A 16407-nucleotide genomic window follows, 5' to 3' on the forward strand; every position below is an offset into this window, starting at 1 on the left:
CAATTTGGCTCGCATTGTGTTTTTGCTGAACGATTTAGTTGTTTTTTAATCACTTAAACAGTTTTTTGAAAAAAAAGCTTCACAAACTAAGCTGCCTTATCTATTATGCACGCCGTCGGAGAGATGGCAGAGTGGTCGAATGCACCGGTCTTGAAAACCGGCAGGGGTTTGTAGCCCCTCTAGGGTTCAAATCCCTATCTCTCCACCATTATTTTTACTACTGGCGAAAGCGAGTAGTTTTTCCGCACTCGGAGAGATGGCAGAGTGGTCGAATGCACCGGTCTTGAAAACCGGCAGGGGTTTGTAGCCCCTCTAGGGTTCAAATCCCTATCTCTCCACCATTATAAAAGCCGCTGAATCTAATTCAGCGGCTTTTTTGTTTCTGCTGTTTTTAAATTACGACTATGGTCGATATTTCGTATTCTACCGAGTTAGTCCATGCTTAATACTTCTCGTATTATCTTTGTGAAATTAGGGAATTTATGAAACATCGTTTAGCAAAGAGTGTAGGACTTTCATTATTATCACCCGTCATTATTGGCTGTGTACTCGGTGTGTATTACGCATTGACGCTAGAAGGAAATGGCTGGCGTATCTTTTTCAATTTATTTATGAACGCGATTGCAAATGCACATATTGTTGGCCTTACAATGGCAGCATTTGTTGTGCCTGGTTATCTGCTTATGTACAAGTACGCAAAAGTAAACTATTCAGGCGTTCTTACTTTGGGTTTACTCGGGGGTGCTATTTTTAGTTACTTGCTAAGTGCGACATCAGGTATGGCGTTTATTGTAAATGCAATTATGTCTGCATTGGCCGCAGGATTATTTTTATTTGGCTTGCGACAGGGTCTACCATCTCAAACATCTCATCAATAGCAGAATATTTAATCAAGCTGACTGAAATTAAGGGCAAAATGTTTTTTTTTGCCCTTAAAAGGTTTCATTTATCGCCTACAAAGAGTACCTTTAGCTACTGTATGTTTAATAAGAAGTAGTTTGGTATGCAAAAGCAAGATTTTTACCAGTCATTAGTTAAACAAACTGAATCGCTGATCGCTGGTGAACCCAATGTCATAGCTAATATGGCGAATATTAGTGCGTTGTTATTTACCTCATTAGAGGATATAAATTGGGCGGGCTTTTATTTACTGGATTCGCCAGAAGAATTAGTGCTAGGGCCGTTTCAAGGTAATCCTGCGTGTATCCGTATTCCAGTTGGAAAAGGGGTATGTGGGACTGCGGCACAAACACAAGAAACACAATTAGTTGAAGATGTTCACGCTTTTGCAGGTCATATTGCTTGTGATGCAGCATCAAACTCTGAAATTGTTGTACCAATCTTCAAAGATGGTCACGTGTTTGCTGTGCTTGATATCGATAGTCCGAGCATCGGTCGATTCGATACTGATGATCAAGCTGGTTTAGAAGCATTGGTAAAATGCTTTGAGGCAAATCTGAAATGAAAGATCTGCTAAATGTGCAAGATTACCTTTTTGCCATTCACGATGTCGGTGATTGGGAAGGGGAAGAAGAAGTTGCAGCTGAAAGGCTCAACGACTTGATTCATATGGCTTGGGATCGTCTTCCAGATGACTTAGACTGTGAATCAATTGATGAAATTATAAATGGTATTTGGGAACACCTTCGCGGTGATTTAGCGCTTATTGAAGCGGACTTCGAAGAGTTAACCGACTGGGTAACACACTATGTCGATTCATCGCTCGATGAAAAGATGTAATAAAAGGTTCTAACATGGAAACCACAAACAAGCTAAAAGATATTAATGAAGTATTGGATTTCTTATACCAAGAATTTCCACAATGTTTTAAACAAAAAGACGGCATTCAGCCGCTTAAAGTGGGTATCTTTAAAGATATCGCTGAGCGCATTGAAGGCTCTGAGAAAGTAAGTAAAACTCAGGTTCGTCAAGCGTTAAGAAAGTACACCTCAAACTGGCGCTATTTAGAAGCCGTGACAAAGTCTGAGTTCCGTATTGACCTTGATGGTAATCAAGATGAAAAAGTGGAACAAGAGCACATTGAGCACGCTCAAAAAGCGTTAGAAGAAAGCCGCGCAAAAATGGCTAAACGCAAAAAAACCCAGCGTCCACCACGTAAAGATGCAGACACAAAATCTTACAAAAAGAATGCGGGTTCGCACGCCAAAACAGGCGATAAAGGCGCTAGAGTTAACACTAAACCAGCTAAAGCTGCTCCTGCAAAACGTTCAGGAAAAGTTGAACCATTACCTGCCTCAGAGGTCAAGGTTAATAGCAAGGTTAAAGTTAAACTTGGCCAAGCACTTGTAAACGCAGTTATTACTGAAGTGAATAAAGATGAAGTTCACGTTGAGTTAGTAACAGGAATGCAAGTTAAGACCAAAGCAGACAGCCTGTATATCATTTAATAGCTGTAAAAAATAAAGGAGTTGTGTATGAGTAAAAAGTTTACGCTCATTCCGTTAGTCGCTGCCCTGTTTTCAGGTTCATTATTGGCTTCTACAGATAATTTAACTGCAGAAGATTTACCAGTACTCAAGCAAGAAAGCCAACATAGTACAGCAAGCAAACGGGTGACAAACTTATTTACTCGTGCACACTACAAACCCATTCGCTTTAACGATGAATTATCTGAACAGATATTTGATCGTTATATCGAATCCCTCGATTTTAATAAAAGTGTGTTTTTAGCGTCTGATATTGCTTCTTTCGAACAATATAAAGACCAGTTCGATAATGCGCTCTCTTCAGGGAAACTTGGGTTTGCCTTTGATATTTTTAATCTGAGCTTAAAGCGTCGTTTTGAGCGTTATGATTATTCTTTATCGTTACTTGAAAATGAAATGAAGTTCGATAAAGCAGATGAATATATGTTTGACCGCGAAGACGCTAAGTGGGCAACGACTCAAGCTGAGCTTGATGAATTGTGGCGTCAGCGCGTTAAATACGATGCGTTGCGTTTAAAAATGACCGGTAAAGATTGGCAAGGCATAAAAGAGGTCTTAACCAAGCGTTACCACAATGCGCAAAAACGCTTAGTGCAGACAAACAGTGAAGATGCATTTCAAATTGTAATGAATTCGTTTGCACGTAGTATTGAAGCACACACATCTTACTTATCACCCCGCCGTGCTGAACAGTTCAAAATGGACATGGACCTTGAACTTGAAGGAATTGGCGCAGTATTAAGTTATGATGAAGATTATACCGTGATCCGAAGCCTAGTTCCGGGTGGTCCCGCTGACAAATCTGAACAAATTAAAGCAGATGACCGCATTATAGGTGTTGCTCAAGAGGGCGAAGACTTTGTTGATGTTATTGGCTGGCGTCTTGATGACGTGGTTGATTTAATCAAAGGCCCTAAAGGTACTAAAGTTCGCTTACAGTATCTAAAAGGGGCGGATGCTCATGGTACTCCGAAAGTTGTTGAAATAACCCGTGATAAAATTCGTTTAGAAGACCGTGCTGCTAAATCAGAAGTATTTGAAGCGAAATACTCAGATTTAACAAGTAAAATCGGTGTGATAGAAATCCCAGGTTTCTACAATAATTTATCGCAAGACGTAAAAGTTGAAATTGCGAAATTAAAAGAAGCGAAAGTAGATGGCATCATAATCGATTTACGCCAAAACGGCGGCGGTTCATTGTATGAAGCGACGCAATTGTCAGGCCTGTTTATTGATCAAGGTCCAGTCGTACAAATTCATACGTTAAACAACCGTATCGAAGAGCAAAAAGACCGCGATGGTGTCACTTTTTATGATGGCCCATTAACCGTTTTAGTTGACCGTTACAGTGCATCAGCCTCTGAAATATTTGCAGCAGCGATGCAAGACTATGGCCGTGCTATTGTGATTGGTGAGCAAACGTTTGGTAAAGGTACAGTACAACAGCACAAACCGCTGGGCCGTGCGTATGATTTATATGATCACCCACTTGGCAGCGTACAATACACAATTGCAAAATTTTATCGTATTAATGGCGGAAGCACGCAGCATAAAGGGGTGATTCCCGATGTGTCATTCCCCTCAGCGATTGACCCAGCAGACTGGGGCGAAAGTCAGCAAGACAATGCATTACCTTGGGACAGCATCATTCGCGCTAAATATAATTCAGTTGACGATTTGAAGCCTGCGATTGCTTATGTCAATAAATTACATGATGCGCGCATTGCCAATGAGCCTGAATTTGGTTATGTGTTCGATGACATTAAACGTTATCAAGAAGAGAAAGATCGAAAAACAATTTCACTTGTTGAAGCAACACGTATTAAAGAGAAAGACGAAGGCGAAGAGCGTGCGCTTGAGCGTGCTAATGAACGATTAGTTCGATTAGGTCACAAACCAGTGGAAAGCTTAGATGATTTACCTGATACGCTTGATGATCTCGACCCTTTCTTAGAAGAAGCAGCGTTAATTACGCAAGACTATATTAAGTATGGTCGGCTCGCGAAAAAATAAATACCTATAATTGGTTAATAAAAAGGCGCTTAGGCGCCTTTTTTACTGCCCAAAACGGGGCATCTTGTTATAATTGATTAATCTGGCTGTCTAAAATGTTCGTGGTCTAATTAATAAACATTAATCCAAGGCGTTCTTTAGGCAATCAAACAATAATAATTAAACACGCCACATAAGACGTGTAGGAGACTATCTTTTGAATTCAATTGAAGAGAAGCCGATCAAACAGGCCAGTTTTTTAGATGCCTTGATCCCCATTACTGTTCTCGTGTGCCTTTTGGGTGCAGCTGTTTATTTATTCGGTGATAACTCATCATCGGGGCCAAATCAAATAGCCTTACTCTTTGCTACTTTTACTGCTGCCTTAATCGGTCTAAAAAACGGCTATACCTGGAAAAAGCTTGAACAAGCGATGATTGAAGGGATCACCTTATCATTAGGTGCCATTATTATACTGTTAATGGTAGGCGCATTGATTGGCACATGGCTGCTATCTGGAACAGTACCCACCTTAATTTACTATGGTTTACAAATTATCAATCCAAGTTGGTTCTATGCGGCTAGTTGTTTAATTTGTGGCATTGTTGCGATGAGTATTGGTAGCTCATGGACAACAGCTGCTACCATCGGTGTGGCATTATTAGGTGTTGCAACGGGGTTAGGACTTGAGCAGGTGGTGACTGCCGGTGCTGTTATTTCAGGCGCGTACTTTGGTGATAAGTTAAGCCCACTGTCGGAAACAACAAATTTAGCCCCTGCGGTTGCCGGAGCCGATCTGTTTGAGCATATTCATCATATGCTTTGGACCACGGTGCCTAGCTTTATCATTGCCTTAATTATTTTTATTTTTATGGGCTTTAATGCAGGTGGTTCAGCAGAAGCAGGCCGAATTGATGAAATCATTAACCTGTTAGAAAGCAACTTTAATATCGGGCTTGAAATGCTCGTGCCATTAGTCGTGTTGCTTATTCTTGCAATAAGAAAAATGCCGGCATTTCCAGCTATTTCAATTGGTGCAGTACTGGGTGCTATTTGGGCTATGTTGTTTCAATCAGATTTAATTAATAGTCAAATCGATACGTCACAAGGGCAGTTAATTGGCTATTTCAAGCTAGTATGGACAACATTTTTTGATGGCTTTAGCATCGATACGGGCGACGAAAAAATGGATTCATTGCTCAGTGGCGGCGGTATGGCCGGAATGTTAAACACAACTTGGCTAATTATGACCGCATTGATGTTTGGCGCCATTATGGAGAAAACTGGCTTGCTAGATATGTTTGTAAAAAGCATATTGAAAATAGCGAAAAGCACCGGCTCACTTATAACAGCGACAATTGCGACTTGTATCGGTACCAATGCAGTGGCGGCAGATCAATACATTGCTATTGTTGTACCAGGACGTATGTTTAAAGATGAATATGAAAAACGCGGTTTAAAACCGGTGAACTTATCACGTACTTTAGAAGACGGTGGCACCATTACAAGCCCGCTGATCCCATGGAATACGTGTGGTGCATACATGCAAAGCGTTTTATTAATTAACCCATTTGATTATGCACTTTACGCTTTCTTTAATTTAATTAATCCCGTACTCGCTGTTGTTTACGCATATTTAGGTATTAAAATTTTACGTATCGAACCAAAGCACGTTAAACAAACCAGCGCTGAATAATTCATGTTAGGCCCTGTTAAACAGGGCCATTTGGAGTCAATGATGTCTGCAACGAGTAAACCTCAAGCTCAATATTTAAAAGATTACCAAGCCCCTCATTTTTCAATACAACATATCGATTTACGCTTTGAATTAGCGCCCTTAAAAACCGTCGTACACTCAACAATGACGATTAACCGTGTGGACGAAACGGGGGCTGATTTAGTGCTTGATGGTGTTGATTTAACACTTATCTCACTGCATGTAGATGAGCAAGAGTACAGTGACTATACGCTTGAGGATGAGGCACTCATCATCCACAATTTACCTGCTAATTTTATTTTAAAAATTGTCAACCATATCGATCCTCAAACAAACACTTCCCTCGAAGGCCTGTATTTATCGGGGGGCGCGTATTGCACGCAATGTGAAGCTGAAGGTTTTAGAAAAATCACTTATTACTTGGACCGCCCAGATGTATTGGCAAGTTTTGATGTTACGATCATTGCTGAGCAAAAATACACGCATTTATTGTCTAACGGTAATCAGATTGATGCAGGCACACTTGATGATGGTCGCCACTTTGTAAAATGGCAGGACCCATTTAAAAAACCAAGTTATTTGTTTGCATTAGTTGCAGGTGATTTTGATGTGTTACGCGACCAGTACACAACGAAATCAGGCCGTAATGTCGAGTTGGCCTTATTTGTTGATAAAGGTAATTTACCAAAAACCCCGCATGCAATGACATCGTTAAAAAAATCAATGCAGTGGGATGAAGAGCGTTTCAATCTTGAATACGACTTAGATATATACATGATTGTTGCCGTCGATTTCTTCAATATGGGGGCGATGGAAAATAAAGGATTAAACATCTTCAACTCTAAATGTGTGTTAGCGAATCAAGAAACCGCCACCGATAAAGATTACCACACGATTGAGTCTATTGTTGGGCATGAATATTTTCATAACTGGACGGGCAATCGCGTTACTTGTCGAGACTGGTTTCAGTTGTCTTTGAAAGAAGGTTTAACCGTATTTAGAGACCAAGAGTTTAGTAGTGATTTGGGATCTCGTGCCCTAAACCGTATTGATGCTGTAAAAGTAATGCGAACTCATCAGTTTAGCGAAGATGCAGGGCCTATGGCGCACCCAATTCGCCCAGAAAAAGTTATTGAAATGAATAACTTTTACACTGTGACAGTGTATGACAAGGGCGCAGAAGTTATTCGTATGATGCACACGATATTAGGCGAAGAAAAGTTTCAGCAAGGTATGGCGCTTTACTTCCAACGCCACGATGGTCAAGCCGTTACCTGTGATGACTTTGTTGCAGCCATGAGTGATGCTTCTGAAATTGACTTGCAGCAGTTTAAGCGTTGGTACAATCAAGCGGGTACTCCAAGATTAAAAGTAGATCAATATTTTGACCATGTTAATCAAACCTTTACACTGACTATTGAGCAATTTGCGCCAGATAATCAACCTAATAATGCGTTGTTACATATTCCGTTTGCGATTGAACTACTTGACCCTGCTGGTCAATCAGTGCCGTTAACGATTAATAATCAGATGCAAGATTCTGTGCTTAATATAACTGAAAAACAACACACCTTTGTGTTTGAAAATGTTATAGAGCCGCCTGTTGCAGTGCTTCTGGAAGATTTTTCTGCTCCTTGTATTGTTAACCAAACTAGCAGCACCGCTGATTTGCTCCATATTATGCGTTTTGCACGAAGTGATTTTTCGCGATGGGATGCACAGCAACGATTATTTACCAACGAAATTAAAGCCGCAATATCATCGGGTAATGCATGCTTATCTCCTGACATCATTTCTGCTCTTAACGTATTAATTACAGAACGAGCAGGGGATTTGGCACTGATTGCAGAGCTATTAAAATTACCAAGCTATGACACGATTGCGGCTGAATATGCAGTGATCCCCGTTGATGACATTGTTTCAGTAATGAATGCATTTGAACTACACATTGCGACTGACTTATCGGACTCATTGATTGCGTGTTATAAGGCATTACACGATGATGGCACAACATCTGCCGAGGCTGTTGCCGTTAGGGCACTTAAACAGGTCTGTTTGCACTATTTAGCAAAAACTGAACAGCAAGACGTGAATAACTTTATTGACGAAGCCGTAGCCAGCTCTAACATGACAAATGTGTTAGCTGCGCTAAGTGCGGTTGTAAAAGCGAATCACCCTCGCTGTGATAATTTGCTCAATGAATTTGATGCTAAATGGCGACATGATGTACTTGTAATGGACAAATGGTTTGCATTGCAGGCAATGAAAGAGTCAGCAACCTGCATTGAAGACATTAAGCAGTTGTATGATCACCCAAGTTTTGATTTTGGTAATCCAAACCGTGTCAGAGCATTGGTCGGCAGCTTTAGTCATTTTAATACTACACAATTTCATCGTGCAGACGGCAAAGGGTATCAATTATTGGGTGATTTGCTTATTAAGCTCAATGATATTAACCCGCAAAATGCATCACGTATGTTAACACCATTTATGGCATGGAAACGTTATGATCACGACCGTTCGCAGGCAATCAAAGCACAATTGCAACGTTTGGCATCATTAGAGAACCTAAGTGATGATTTATTTGAAAAAGTTGAGAAAGCGTTAGTAGGTTAATGACTGAATACTTTTTTTCTTTGTATTTAAGTTATGCAGAATGCCTTGATTACTATCATGGTAAATATACTTCAGTACAGGTAACAGAAGATGGTGGCAAAACAATTCGTTTTGCTGCCAAGCATTTACGTCCTTTTATTTCATCATTAGGGATAAGAGGGCGTTTTAGGCTCACGCTGGGCGCTGATAATCAGTTTTTAAAGCTTGAAAAAGTGAGTTAAAACGCCAAATAGCCTTAAAGCTGTCATACGACAAAGTGTGCTAATTTACCCAAAAATTAGCCACATTTTTCTCCCTCCTATAAAATAATCTTATTATATTTTTGTTAATTCAATTTGTTCTATTGTTAATTTACGTGTATAAATTATCTGGTATGACGTCTTACCAATACGTAAACGTCACATTTTTAAATAAATATTAACCGATTGAACGCGTTCTATATTGTATTTTTACTATTTCGCTTCTATCGTTAGAAAGATTCTAAAAACAACAATTTGATCACAAAACAACCCGTTACAGGGGGATGAACACAATGATAAAAAGATCGCTTTTTGTTAAAAACAAAATAGCTTTGGGATTCGCGGCGGCGACTCTGGGACTCTCAAGCACAGCTTTGCACGCGGCCACTTTTCAATTAGGTGATTTTGACGTACGTTTTGACTCTAGCTTTTCATATGGGCAGAGTATTCGAGTCGAAGACCGTGACTTTGCAATTATAGGTAAAAGTAATAACCCATCATTTGATTGGTCGGGCTATCATCCTGCTTTAAATCCTATTTACTCTTCTTCTGATGTATGGAACCAGCCAGGCGCTTATTCAAATAATGGCGATGCTGGTAACCTTAACTTCGACAGTGGTGATTCTTTTTCAAAGCTGTTAAAAGGCAACCATGAGTTATCGATTAGTAAAGATAATTACGGTCTTTTTACCCGTTTCATGTACTTTTATGATTTCGCGTTGATGGATGGTGACTTTGCATATAGTAACCCAACATCAGGTAAGAAAGTTGACCCCTGTGATGATGACGACACCAAAGAGCAAGTATGTGCCGATTTACGCTTACTTGACGCGTACGTCTGGGCGAACTTTGACCTTAACGAAGGTCGAAACCCGCTATCTATTCGCTTAGGTCAGCAGGTCGTTAACTGGGGTGAAAGTACCTTAATTTCTCACGGTATCAACGTAAACCCGGTTGATATTGACCGTTTGAAAGCGCCAGGTGCGGAGTTAAAAGAAGCATTCATACCCGTTGGTATGCTATGGGCTTCATTAGGTATTACCGATAATATTACCCTTGAAGGTTTTTATCAGTATGAATGGCACGAAACGCGCCTTCCTGCTGCAGGTACTTATTTTTCAACGAATGATTTCGCGTCTGAAAATGGTTACCAACAAAATATCCAGCTTGGTTTCACATCAAACCCTGATATCGATTTAGCTTTCTTAACAGACAGCTTAAATAGTTTAGATGATATTGTGCGCTCACAAGGTATCGATCCTACATCGCCGCAAGGGCAAGCAATGATGGCGCAAATGTACCTGGCATTTCCGACCAAAGTTGCTTTAAAAGGCAAGGGGGATGCGGGTAAAAATGAACCTGATGATGGTGGACAATACGGTTTACGTTTAGGTATGTACTTACCTGAACTAAACGATACAGAAGTCGCCCTTTACCACATTAACTATCACAGCCGCCGACCTGTTATTTCTGGTCAAGTATCTAATTTTACATCGCAAGCATTGGCTGCTGATATTGGTATGCTATTAACTTCTGAAATAACAGAAGATAATGTTACAAGTCTTCAAGCATTCACTAAAGGGCAATTAGAGTACCCTGAAGATATTAAGCTGTACGGTTTAAGCTTTAATACAACCGTGGGTGAGACCGCACTTGCGGGCGAATTTGCCTTCCGTCAAGATGAGCCACTGCAAATAGATGATGTTGAATTATTATACGCTGGTATGCCTGAGCAATTAGCTGTTGCGGGTATTCGTCCTGATTTTGCAGGTATTTCGCAAATGAGCTTAGGCGATGCGACCAGTGTCGTTGGCCCTGGTGAGGTTGCACAAGGCTATATTCTTCGTAATACAGCTCAGCTTCAGTTTACTGCTACCCATTTATTTGGCCCGTCTCTTGGTGCTGATAGTTGGGCTGTTGTGGGTGAAATCGGTGGTGTTCGTATTAATGATATGCCGGAATACGATGAGTTACGCTTGAATGTTGCGGGTACGGGTCGAAGCGGTATTATGCAAGGCCCATTAGGTGATGATTATTCGACACTCCACCTCGGTATTTCAAACGGCCCTGAGACAAACCCATTCCCAACTGCGTCTGCGTGGGGTTACCGTTTAATCGCTAAAGGTGATTACTTTAATGTCTTTAACGGGGTGAATTTCTCACCACGTTTCGTGTTCTCACACGACGTGAATGGTATTACACCTGATCCGATGTTCCTGTTTGTTGAAGATCGTAAGTCACTGGGCGTGACAATGAACTTTAACTATCAAAATGCGTGGTCATTCGACTTTAGCTACAACTCTTTCTGGGGTGGTGGTGCGACGAATACTTTCTCTGACCGCGATTATGTTTCTTTCAATATTAAATATTCAATTTAAGGGTAAATTATGATTATTAGAAAACCTACCCTCATTGCTGCAGCGTTTTGTAGCGTTTTTGCAAGCAGCAGTGTGCTTGCAAAAATTACCGCTGATGAAGCGGCACGTTTAGGTACAGATTTAACGCCCGTTGGTGCAGAAAAATCGGCAAACAAAGATGGCTCTATCCCAGAATGGACAGGCGGTATTACAACGCCTCCTGCAGATTACAAACCGGGTATGCATCACCCTGATCCGTTTGCAGATGACAAGGTATTATTCACCATCGATAAGTCGAACGTCGATAAATACAAAGATCTCTTGAGTCCTGGTCAAATTGAGTTATTCAATACATACCCTGACACATTTAAAATGAACATTTATCCAACCCGTCGCAGTGCTTCGTATCCTCAGTTTGTATACGATGCTACTAAAAAATACGCGACTACGGCTGAATTAGTTGAAGGCGGTAATGGTATTAAGAACACGGCAGTAGGCGTGCCATTCCCAATTCCTAAAGACGGCTTAGAAGCAATTTGGAATCACCTATTACGTTTTCGTGGTTTAGCCGTAGAGCGTTATGCTGGACAAGCAGCACCGACGGCATCAGGCTCGTATAATTATGTAGGTTTTGATGAACAGTTGTTAGTTGAATACTCAAATCCAAAGTCGACACCTGAACAACTTCAAGAATCAAATATTCTATTTAAGTTTAAACAAAAGGTAACAGAACCTGCTCGTCTTGCTGGTACCGCATTGCTTGTTCATGAAACAATGGACCAAATCTTAACGCCACGTCAAGCATGGACCTACAACTCAGGTCAACGTCGTGTTCGTCGTGCGCCAAACGTAGCCTATGATGCACCGGGTACTGCAGCAGATAGCTTACGTACAACCGACGACTTTGATATGTTTAATGGTTCACCAAATCGCTATAACTGGACATTAAAAGGCAAGCAAGAGCTTTATATTCCTTACAATAGTTATAAGCTTCATAGCGACAAGTTAACCTACGATGATATTTTACAAGCGGGTCATATTAACCCTGAACATGTGCGCTATGAAAAGCACAGAGTATGGGTTGTAGAAGCGAACCTTAAAGAAGGCACGCGTCATATTTATAAAAAGCGTGTGTTTTATATTGACGAGGATAGCTGGCAAGTTCATGTAGCCGATATTTATGATAATCGCGATCAAATGTATCGTGTTGCAATGTCGCATGGCTTGAACTACTACGAAGTACCTACGCATTGGAGTACGCTAGATGTATACCACGACTTAAATTCACGTCGTTATTTAGCGATTGGTTTAGATAACCAAGAAAAAATGTATGACTTCTCAAAAACATTAAACGACAATGAGTTTACCTCTAGCGCATTACGCCGCGAAGGTCGTTAATCTACACACTAGGCACCTGGAAACAGGTGCCTCTTGCAATGTAGGCAAGTCAACGTATGAAAGGTGTAATCACGATTATGTTGTTGGCTTGCTTTTTTATTCTATCGAAGGCGATTTATCTTTATGAAGTATTTGCTTTATGCTTGTCTTGCTTATAGTGCTTCATGTTTTGCTCAAGACATGCCACAGCCTCAGCAGGCAATTTCTGCTGTTAACGCAGACAAAACCCTTCTTACTGATATTGAGATATCAGGCAATCAACTCATCGCAGTTGGTAAACATGGTGTTGTCATCACGAGCTCAGATGCACAGCAATGGCAACAGGCGAGTGTACCTACACAAGTGTTATTAACGGCAGTGAACTTTTATGACACGGATTTAGGATGGGCCTGTGGCCATGATGCAACCATTATTAATACGACGGATGCTGGTAAAACATGGCAATTGCAACAGGCATTGCCCCATATGGATAAGCCGTGCCTAGACATTTTATTTACCTCAGCGCAGCATGGCTACGCAGTGGGTGCTTATGGGATGTTTTTTGAAACGAATGATGGCGGAAAAAACTGGAATAAACGGTTTTTAGACAGCTTATTATTTGAGGATGATCGTGTTTATTTAAACGATCTTAAAAACAATGATCCTGAAGGATACGAAGCTGAAACAGCATCAATCCTGCCACATTTTAACCGTATTGTTAACGTTGCAGACCGTTTAATGCTCGTAGGTGAAATGGGTTTAATGGCGCAAAGCCTAGACAATGGTCAAACATGGCAGCGTTTAGAAGAAATATATATGGGTTCTTTCTTTACGTTTGCGTCAACTGCACAAAGCGGTGGCGAAGATCTTGTTGCAGGTCTACGAGGAAATATTTTTACACGCCAAGCGCAATCTCAAGAGTGGCTACAAGTTGACTCTGATAATCACGCTACCGTTAATAGCGCAATTAATTACAAAAATGAATGGCTATTATTCGCAAACAGTGGGGTTATTTTTCATATCAAAGATGGTGAGCTAACAGAAGAGCAGATGGCTGATGGTAAATCATTACTCGATGGCGTTGTATTTCAGAATAAACTGGTTATGGCTTCTGAAGATGGCATTAAAGTGAAGGAGTTGAATCAGTAATGCGTGGCTTTTTAGATTTTTTAGAAAAGGCGGTGTTTCGTCATCGTCTATTTGCGATTATTTCGTTTGCAGTAATCACTTGTTTTTTATTGTTTAAAGCAACACAAATTCAACTCGATGCGTCGTTTAATAAGAATATTCCACTAAACCACGAATACATGAAAGTGTATACCAAACATGAAAAGCAGTTTGGTGGTGCAAACAGCATTTTAATTTCAGTGTGTGATGCTGAGGGCGATATATTTAATGAGGAGTTTTTTACGCAGTTAAAAGCTGTTCATGACCAACTTTACTTTATTCCTGGGGTAAATCGTCCGCTAGTAAACTCAATTTTTGCTCCTAGTGCACGTTTTGTAGAAGTGGTTGAAGACGGCTTTGCCGGTGGCCCAATTATTCCAGCCAACTTTACTGCTGATAAACAAGGTTTAGCAGTTGTAAAAGAGAATATTGAAAAAGCAAAAGTTGTGGGGCGCATGATTGCGAGTGATTATTCATGTGCGATGGTGACAGCACAGCTACTTGAATTTGATCCCCAAACGCAAGAAAAACTCGATACCCTCGCATTTGCTGAAAAATTAGAAACACAAGTACGCGAACCGCTCAGTACAGACAAAGTCAGTATTCATATTATTGGCTTTGCGAAAATGGCGGGTGATGTTGCAGAAGGTGCGAAAGGGGTGGTGCTGTTTTTCGCTATTGCTATCGCATTTACATTTATCATGGTGTGGTTATTCTGCCACAGTTTAAAACTAACAATTTTGCCGATTGCTTGCTCAATTATAGCGGTCATCTGGCAGCTTGGTTTACTGTCAAGTCTTGGCTTTGGACTTGATCCAATGTCAATCCTAGTGCCATTTTTGGTGTTTGCTATTGGTGTAAGCCATGGCGTGCAAATGATCAACGACATTGGTAAAAAAGTGTGCACCGGCAGCAATACACGCGTGTGTTGTCAGGCAAGTTTTAGAGCCTTGTTAATTCCCGGTGGTATAGCGTTGTTATCTGATACGATTGGCTTCCTAACATTATTAACCATTGATATCGGTATTATCCGAGAGTTAGCGATTACAGCGAGTTTGGGTGTGGCGGTGATTATATTCACTAACTTGATCCTTCTGCCTGTTTGGGCGTCTTACATGAACTTTGAAGGCTCGGTGCGTATCCAATCTGGTAACCACACAGACAAACCAAACATGCTGGATACCTTGCGTGAAATTTTGGTTAAGACAACTGAGCGTAAGACCGCAGCTGTCATCATTGTTTTAACGGCACTCCTCTTTGCAGTCGGTTACTGGCAGGCAGATAAAATGCGTATTGGTGACTTGCACGCCGGCGCACCTTCACTGCATCAAGATGCGCGATATAATCAAGACACCTTCTTGATTTCAGATAAGTACACGATTTCATCTGATATTTTAAAAGTGATTGTTGAAGCATATCCTGCAGCGTGTACAGAGCATGATGTAATGGAGCGAATCGGTCGTTTCCAATGGCAAATGGAAAATGTAGCTGGCGTACAATCAGCAGTGAGTTTAAGTAGCGTTGCTCAGTCGGTTAATGCTGGTTTTAATGAAGGTAATTTAAAATGGCAAAGTTTACCGCGTAATACAGCAAGCTTAGTGCAATCGACATCGCGTGTTGAGACCAGCTCTGGTTTGTTAGATGGTAACTGTTCAGTGATGCCTGTAATCATTTTCTTAAATGACCATAAAGCAGAGACAATTGATCATGTTGTCGCAAAGGTAAAAGAGTTTGCAGCTCAAGAGCAAACCGATAAAGTGCAATTTAAGCTAGCTTCAGGCCCTGTTGGGGTAATGGCTGCAACAAATGAATCTGTGTCGGCTGCACAATTACCGATGATGCTCTATGTTTATGGCGCAGTTATTTTACTTTGCTTAGTGAGTTTTAGGAGCGTAAAAGCCACAGTAGCCGTGGTACTGCCGTTGTATATCGTATCAACACTTGCGCAAGCATTAATGGTGCAATTAGAAATAGGCTTAACGGTATCAACCTTACCTGTTATCGCATTAGGGGTGGGGATTGGCGTTGATTACGGAATTTACATTCTGTCATCGATGATGTCACAGTTAAAACGTGGCGTCGCATTAGAAGTCGCTTACCGTAACGCCCTTGTTGAACGAGGCAGTGCAGTACTCTTCACAGGTATCACCTTGGCGATAGGGGTGAGCACGTGGATTTTCTCTGATCTGAAGTTCCAGGTGGATATGGGTATTCTGCTTACCTTTATGTTCTTAGTGAATATGTTAGGTGCAGTGCTGCTTTTACCCGCGATTGGTAGCTTCCTCTGGACTGACCAGAAAAAATAATGTAAATAATTGTGCTCCGATATGGCCAGGAATGGCCATATATATCTATATTTTGTGAATAGATGACCAAATAGCTGAAAAGCTTAAAATGATTTCATCGAAAAGGCTGTTTATTAGCTGTAAAAGAGTTAGAATTTACCTGACTCCACGCTAATAAATGGCTGTACAAATATTCTACTAATCAATAAG

Annotated in this window: 12 protein-coding genes and 2 tRNA genes; all 14 read left to right on the forward strand. The window is 40.8% G+C overall.

The genetic code is table 11. The features are described 5' to 3' along the window. Nucleotides 1-117 precede the first annotated feature (117 nt). The 14 genes from H3302_RS07155 (at nucleotide 118) to H3302_RS07220 (ending at nucleotide 16218) form a co-directional block, all read left to right on the forward strand. Nucleotides 118-208: transfer RNA gene (locus tag H3302_RS07155), tRNA-Ser, on the forward strand. Between the two features lie 42 nt (nucleotides 209-250). Then, nucleotides 251-341 (forward strand) — tRNA-Ser (locus H3302_RS07160). Between the two features lie 141 nt (nucleotides 342-482). Beyond that, complete coding sequence (locus H3302_RS07165) at nucleotides 483-878, forward strand: hypothetical protein (RefSeq protein WP_036968716.1); 396 nt, start codon at nucleotides 483-485, stop codon at nucleotides 876-878. Between the two features lie 125 nt (nucleotides 879-1003). Then, nucleotides 1004-1465 carry a GAF domain-containing protein gene (locus tag H3302_RS07170; protein WP_036968713.1) on the forward strand — a complete coding sequence of 154 codons (462 nt, stop codon included), beginning with the start codon at nucleotides 1004-1006 and terminating at the stop codon, nucleotides 1463-1465. Continuing rightward, complete coding sequence (locus tag H3302_RS07175) at nucleotides 1462-1740, forward strand: hypothetical protein (RefSeq protein WP_036968711.1); 279 nt, start codon at nucleotides 1462-1464, stop codon at nucleotides 1738-1740. Before H3302_RS07170 ends, H3302_RS07175 begins: the two co-directional genes overlap by 4 nt. A 14-nt stretch (nucleotides 1741-1754) precedes the next feature. Further along, a complete protein-coding gene (gene proQ, locus H3302_RS07180; protein ID WP_075593623.1) occupies nucleotides 1755-2408 on the forward strand; it encodes an RNA chaperone ProQ in 654 nt (217 codons plus the stop codon). Between the two features lie 27 nt (nucleotides 2409-2435). Then, a complete protein-coding gene (gene prc, locus H3302_RS07185; RefSeq protein WP_036968705.1) occupies nucleotides 2436-4460 on the forward strand; it encodes a carboxy terminal-processing peptidase in 2025 nt (674 codons plus the stop codon). A 196-nt stretch (nucleotides 4461-4656) separates the two neighbouring features. Further along, nucleotides 4657-6135 carry a Na+/H+ antiporter NhaC gene (gene nhaC, locus H3302_RS07190; RefSeq protein WP_065979868.1) on the forward strand — a complete coding sequence of 493 codons (1479 nt, stop codon included), beginning with the start codon at nucleotides 4657-4659 and terminating at the stop codon, nucleotides 6133-6135. Nucleotides 6136-6177: 42 nt separating this feature from the next. Next, nucleotides 6178-8772, forward strand: a complete 2595-nt coding sequence (gene pepN, locus H3302_RS07195; protein WP_074988370.1) for an aminopeptidase N — start codon at nucleotides 6178-6180, stop codon at nucleotides 8770-8772. Next, nucleotides 8772-8993, forward strand: coding sequence for a DUF2835 family protein (locus tag H3302_RS07200; RefSeq protein ID WP_036968698.1), 222 nt, complete (start codon nucleotides 8772-8774; stop codon nucleotides 8991-8993). Before pepN ends, H3302_RS07200 begins: the two co-directional genes overlap by 1 nt. Before the next feature lie 311 nt (nucleotides 8994-9304). After that, entirely contained in the window at nucleotides 9305-11389 is a 2085-nt protein-coding gene (locus H3302_RS07205) for a DUF1302 domain-containing protein (protein ID WP_036968695.1), read from the forward strand. A 12-nt stretch (nucleotides 11390-11401) separates the two neighbouring features. Beyond that, a complete protein-coding gene (locus H3302_RS07210; protein ID WP_182396404.1) occupies nucleotides 11402-12766 on the forward strand; it encodes a DUF1329 domain-containing protein in 1365 nt (454 codons plus the stop codon). A 123-nt stretch (nucleotides 12767-12889) separates the two neighbouring features. After that, on the forward strand, nucleotides 12890-13894 hold the full coding sequence (locus H3302_RS07215) for a YCF48-related protein (RefSeq protein WP_036968692.1): 1005 nt from the start codon (nucleotides 12890-12892) through the stop codon (nucleotides 13892-13894). Then, entirely contained in the window at nucleotides 13894-16218 is a 2325-nt protein-coding gene (locus H3302_RS07220) for an RND family transporter (protein ID WP_036968689.1), read from the forward strand. Before H3302_RS07215 ends, H3302_RS07220 begins: the two co-directional genes overlap by 1 nt. Nucleotides 16219-16407: the final 189 nt, after the last annotated feature.

The organism is Pseudoalteromonas sp. MT33b, from assembly GCF_014117385.1.
Lineage (GTDB): Bacteria > Pseudomonadota > Gammaproteobacteria > Enterobacterales > Alteromonadaceae > Pseudoalteromonas > Pseudoalteromonas lipolytica.

Bases quoted from the DNA above. Each gene is read 5' to 3' on its own strand.
- H3302_RS07165 (WP_036968716.1), top strand. From the start codon at position 483: ATGAAACATCGTTTAGCAAAGAGTGTAGGACTTTCATTATTATCACCC.
- H3302_RS07170 (WP_036968713.1), top strand. From the start codon at position 1,004: ATGCAAAAGCAAGATTTTTACCAGTCATTAGTTAAACAAACTGAATCG.
- H3302_RS07175 (WP_036968711.1), top strand. From the start codon at position 1,462: ATGAAAGATCTGCTAAATGTGCAAGATTACCTTTTTGCCATTCACGAT.
- proQ (WP_075593623.1), top strand. From the start codon at position 1,755: ATGGAAACCACAAACAAGCTAAAAGATATTAATGAAGTATTGGATTTC.
- prc (WP_036968705.1), top strand. From the start codon at position 2,436: ATGAGTAAAAAGTTTACGCTCATTCCGTTAGTCGCTGCCCTGTTTTCA.
- pepN (WP_074988370.1), top strand. From the start codon at position 6,178: ATGTCTGCAACGAGTAAACCTCAAGCTCAATATTTAAAAGATTACCAA.
- H3302_RS07200 (WP_036968698.1), top strand. From the start codon at position 8,772: ATGACTGAATACTTTTTTTCTTTGTATTTAAGTTATGCAGAATGCCTT.
- H3302_RS07205 (WP_036968695.1), top strand. From the start codon at position 9,305: ATGATAAAAAGATCGCTTTTTGTTAAAAACAAAATAGCTTTGGGATTC.
- H3302_RS07215 (WP_036968692.1), top strand. From the start codon at position 12,890: ATGAAGTATTTGCTTTATGCTTGTCTTGCTTATAGTGCTTCATGTTTT.
- H3302_RS07220 (WP_036968689.1), top strand. From the start codon at position 13,894: ATGCGTGGCTTTTTAGATTTTTTAGAAAAGGCGGTGTTTCGTCATCGT.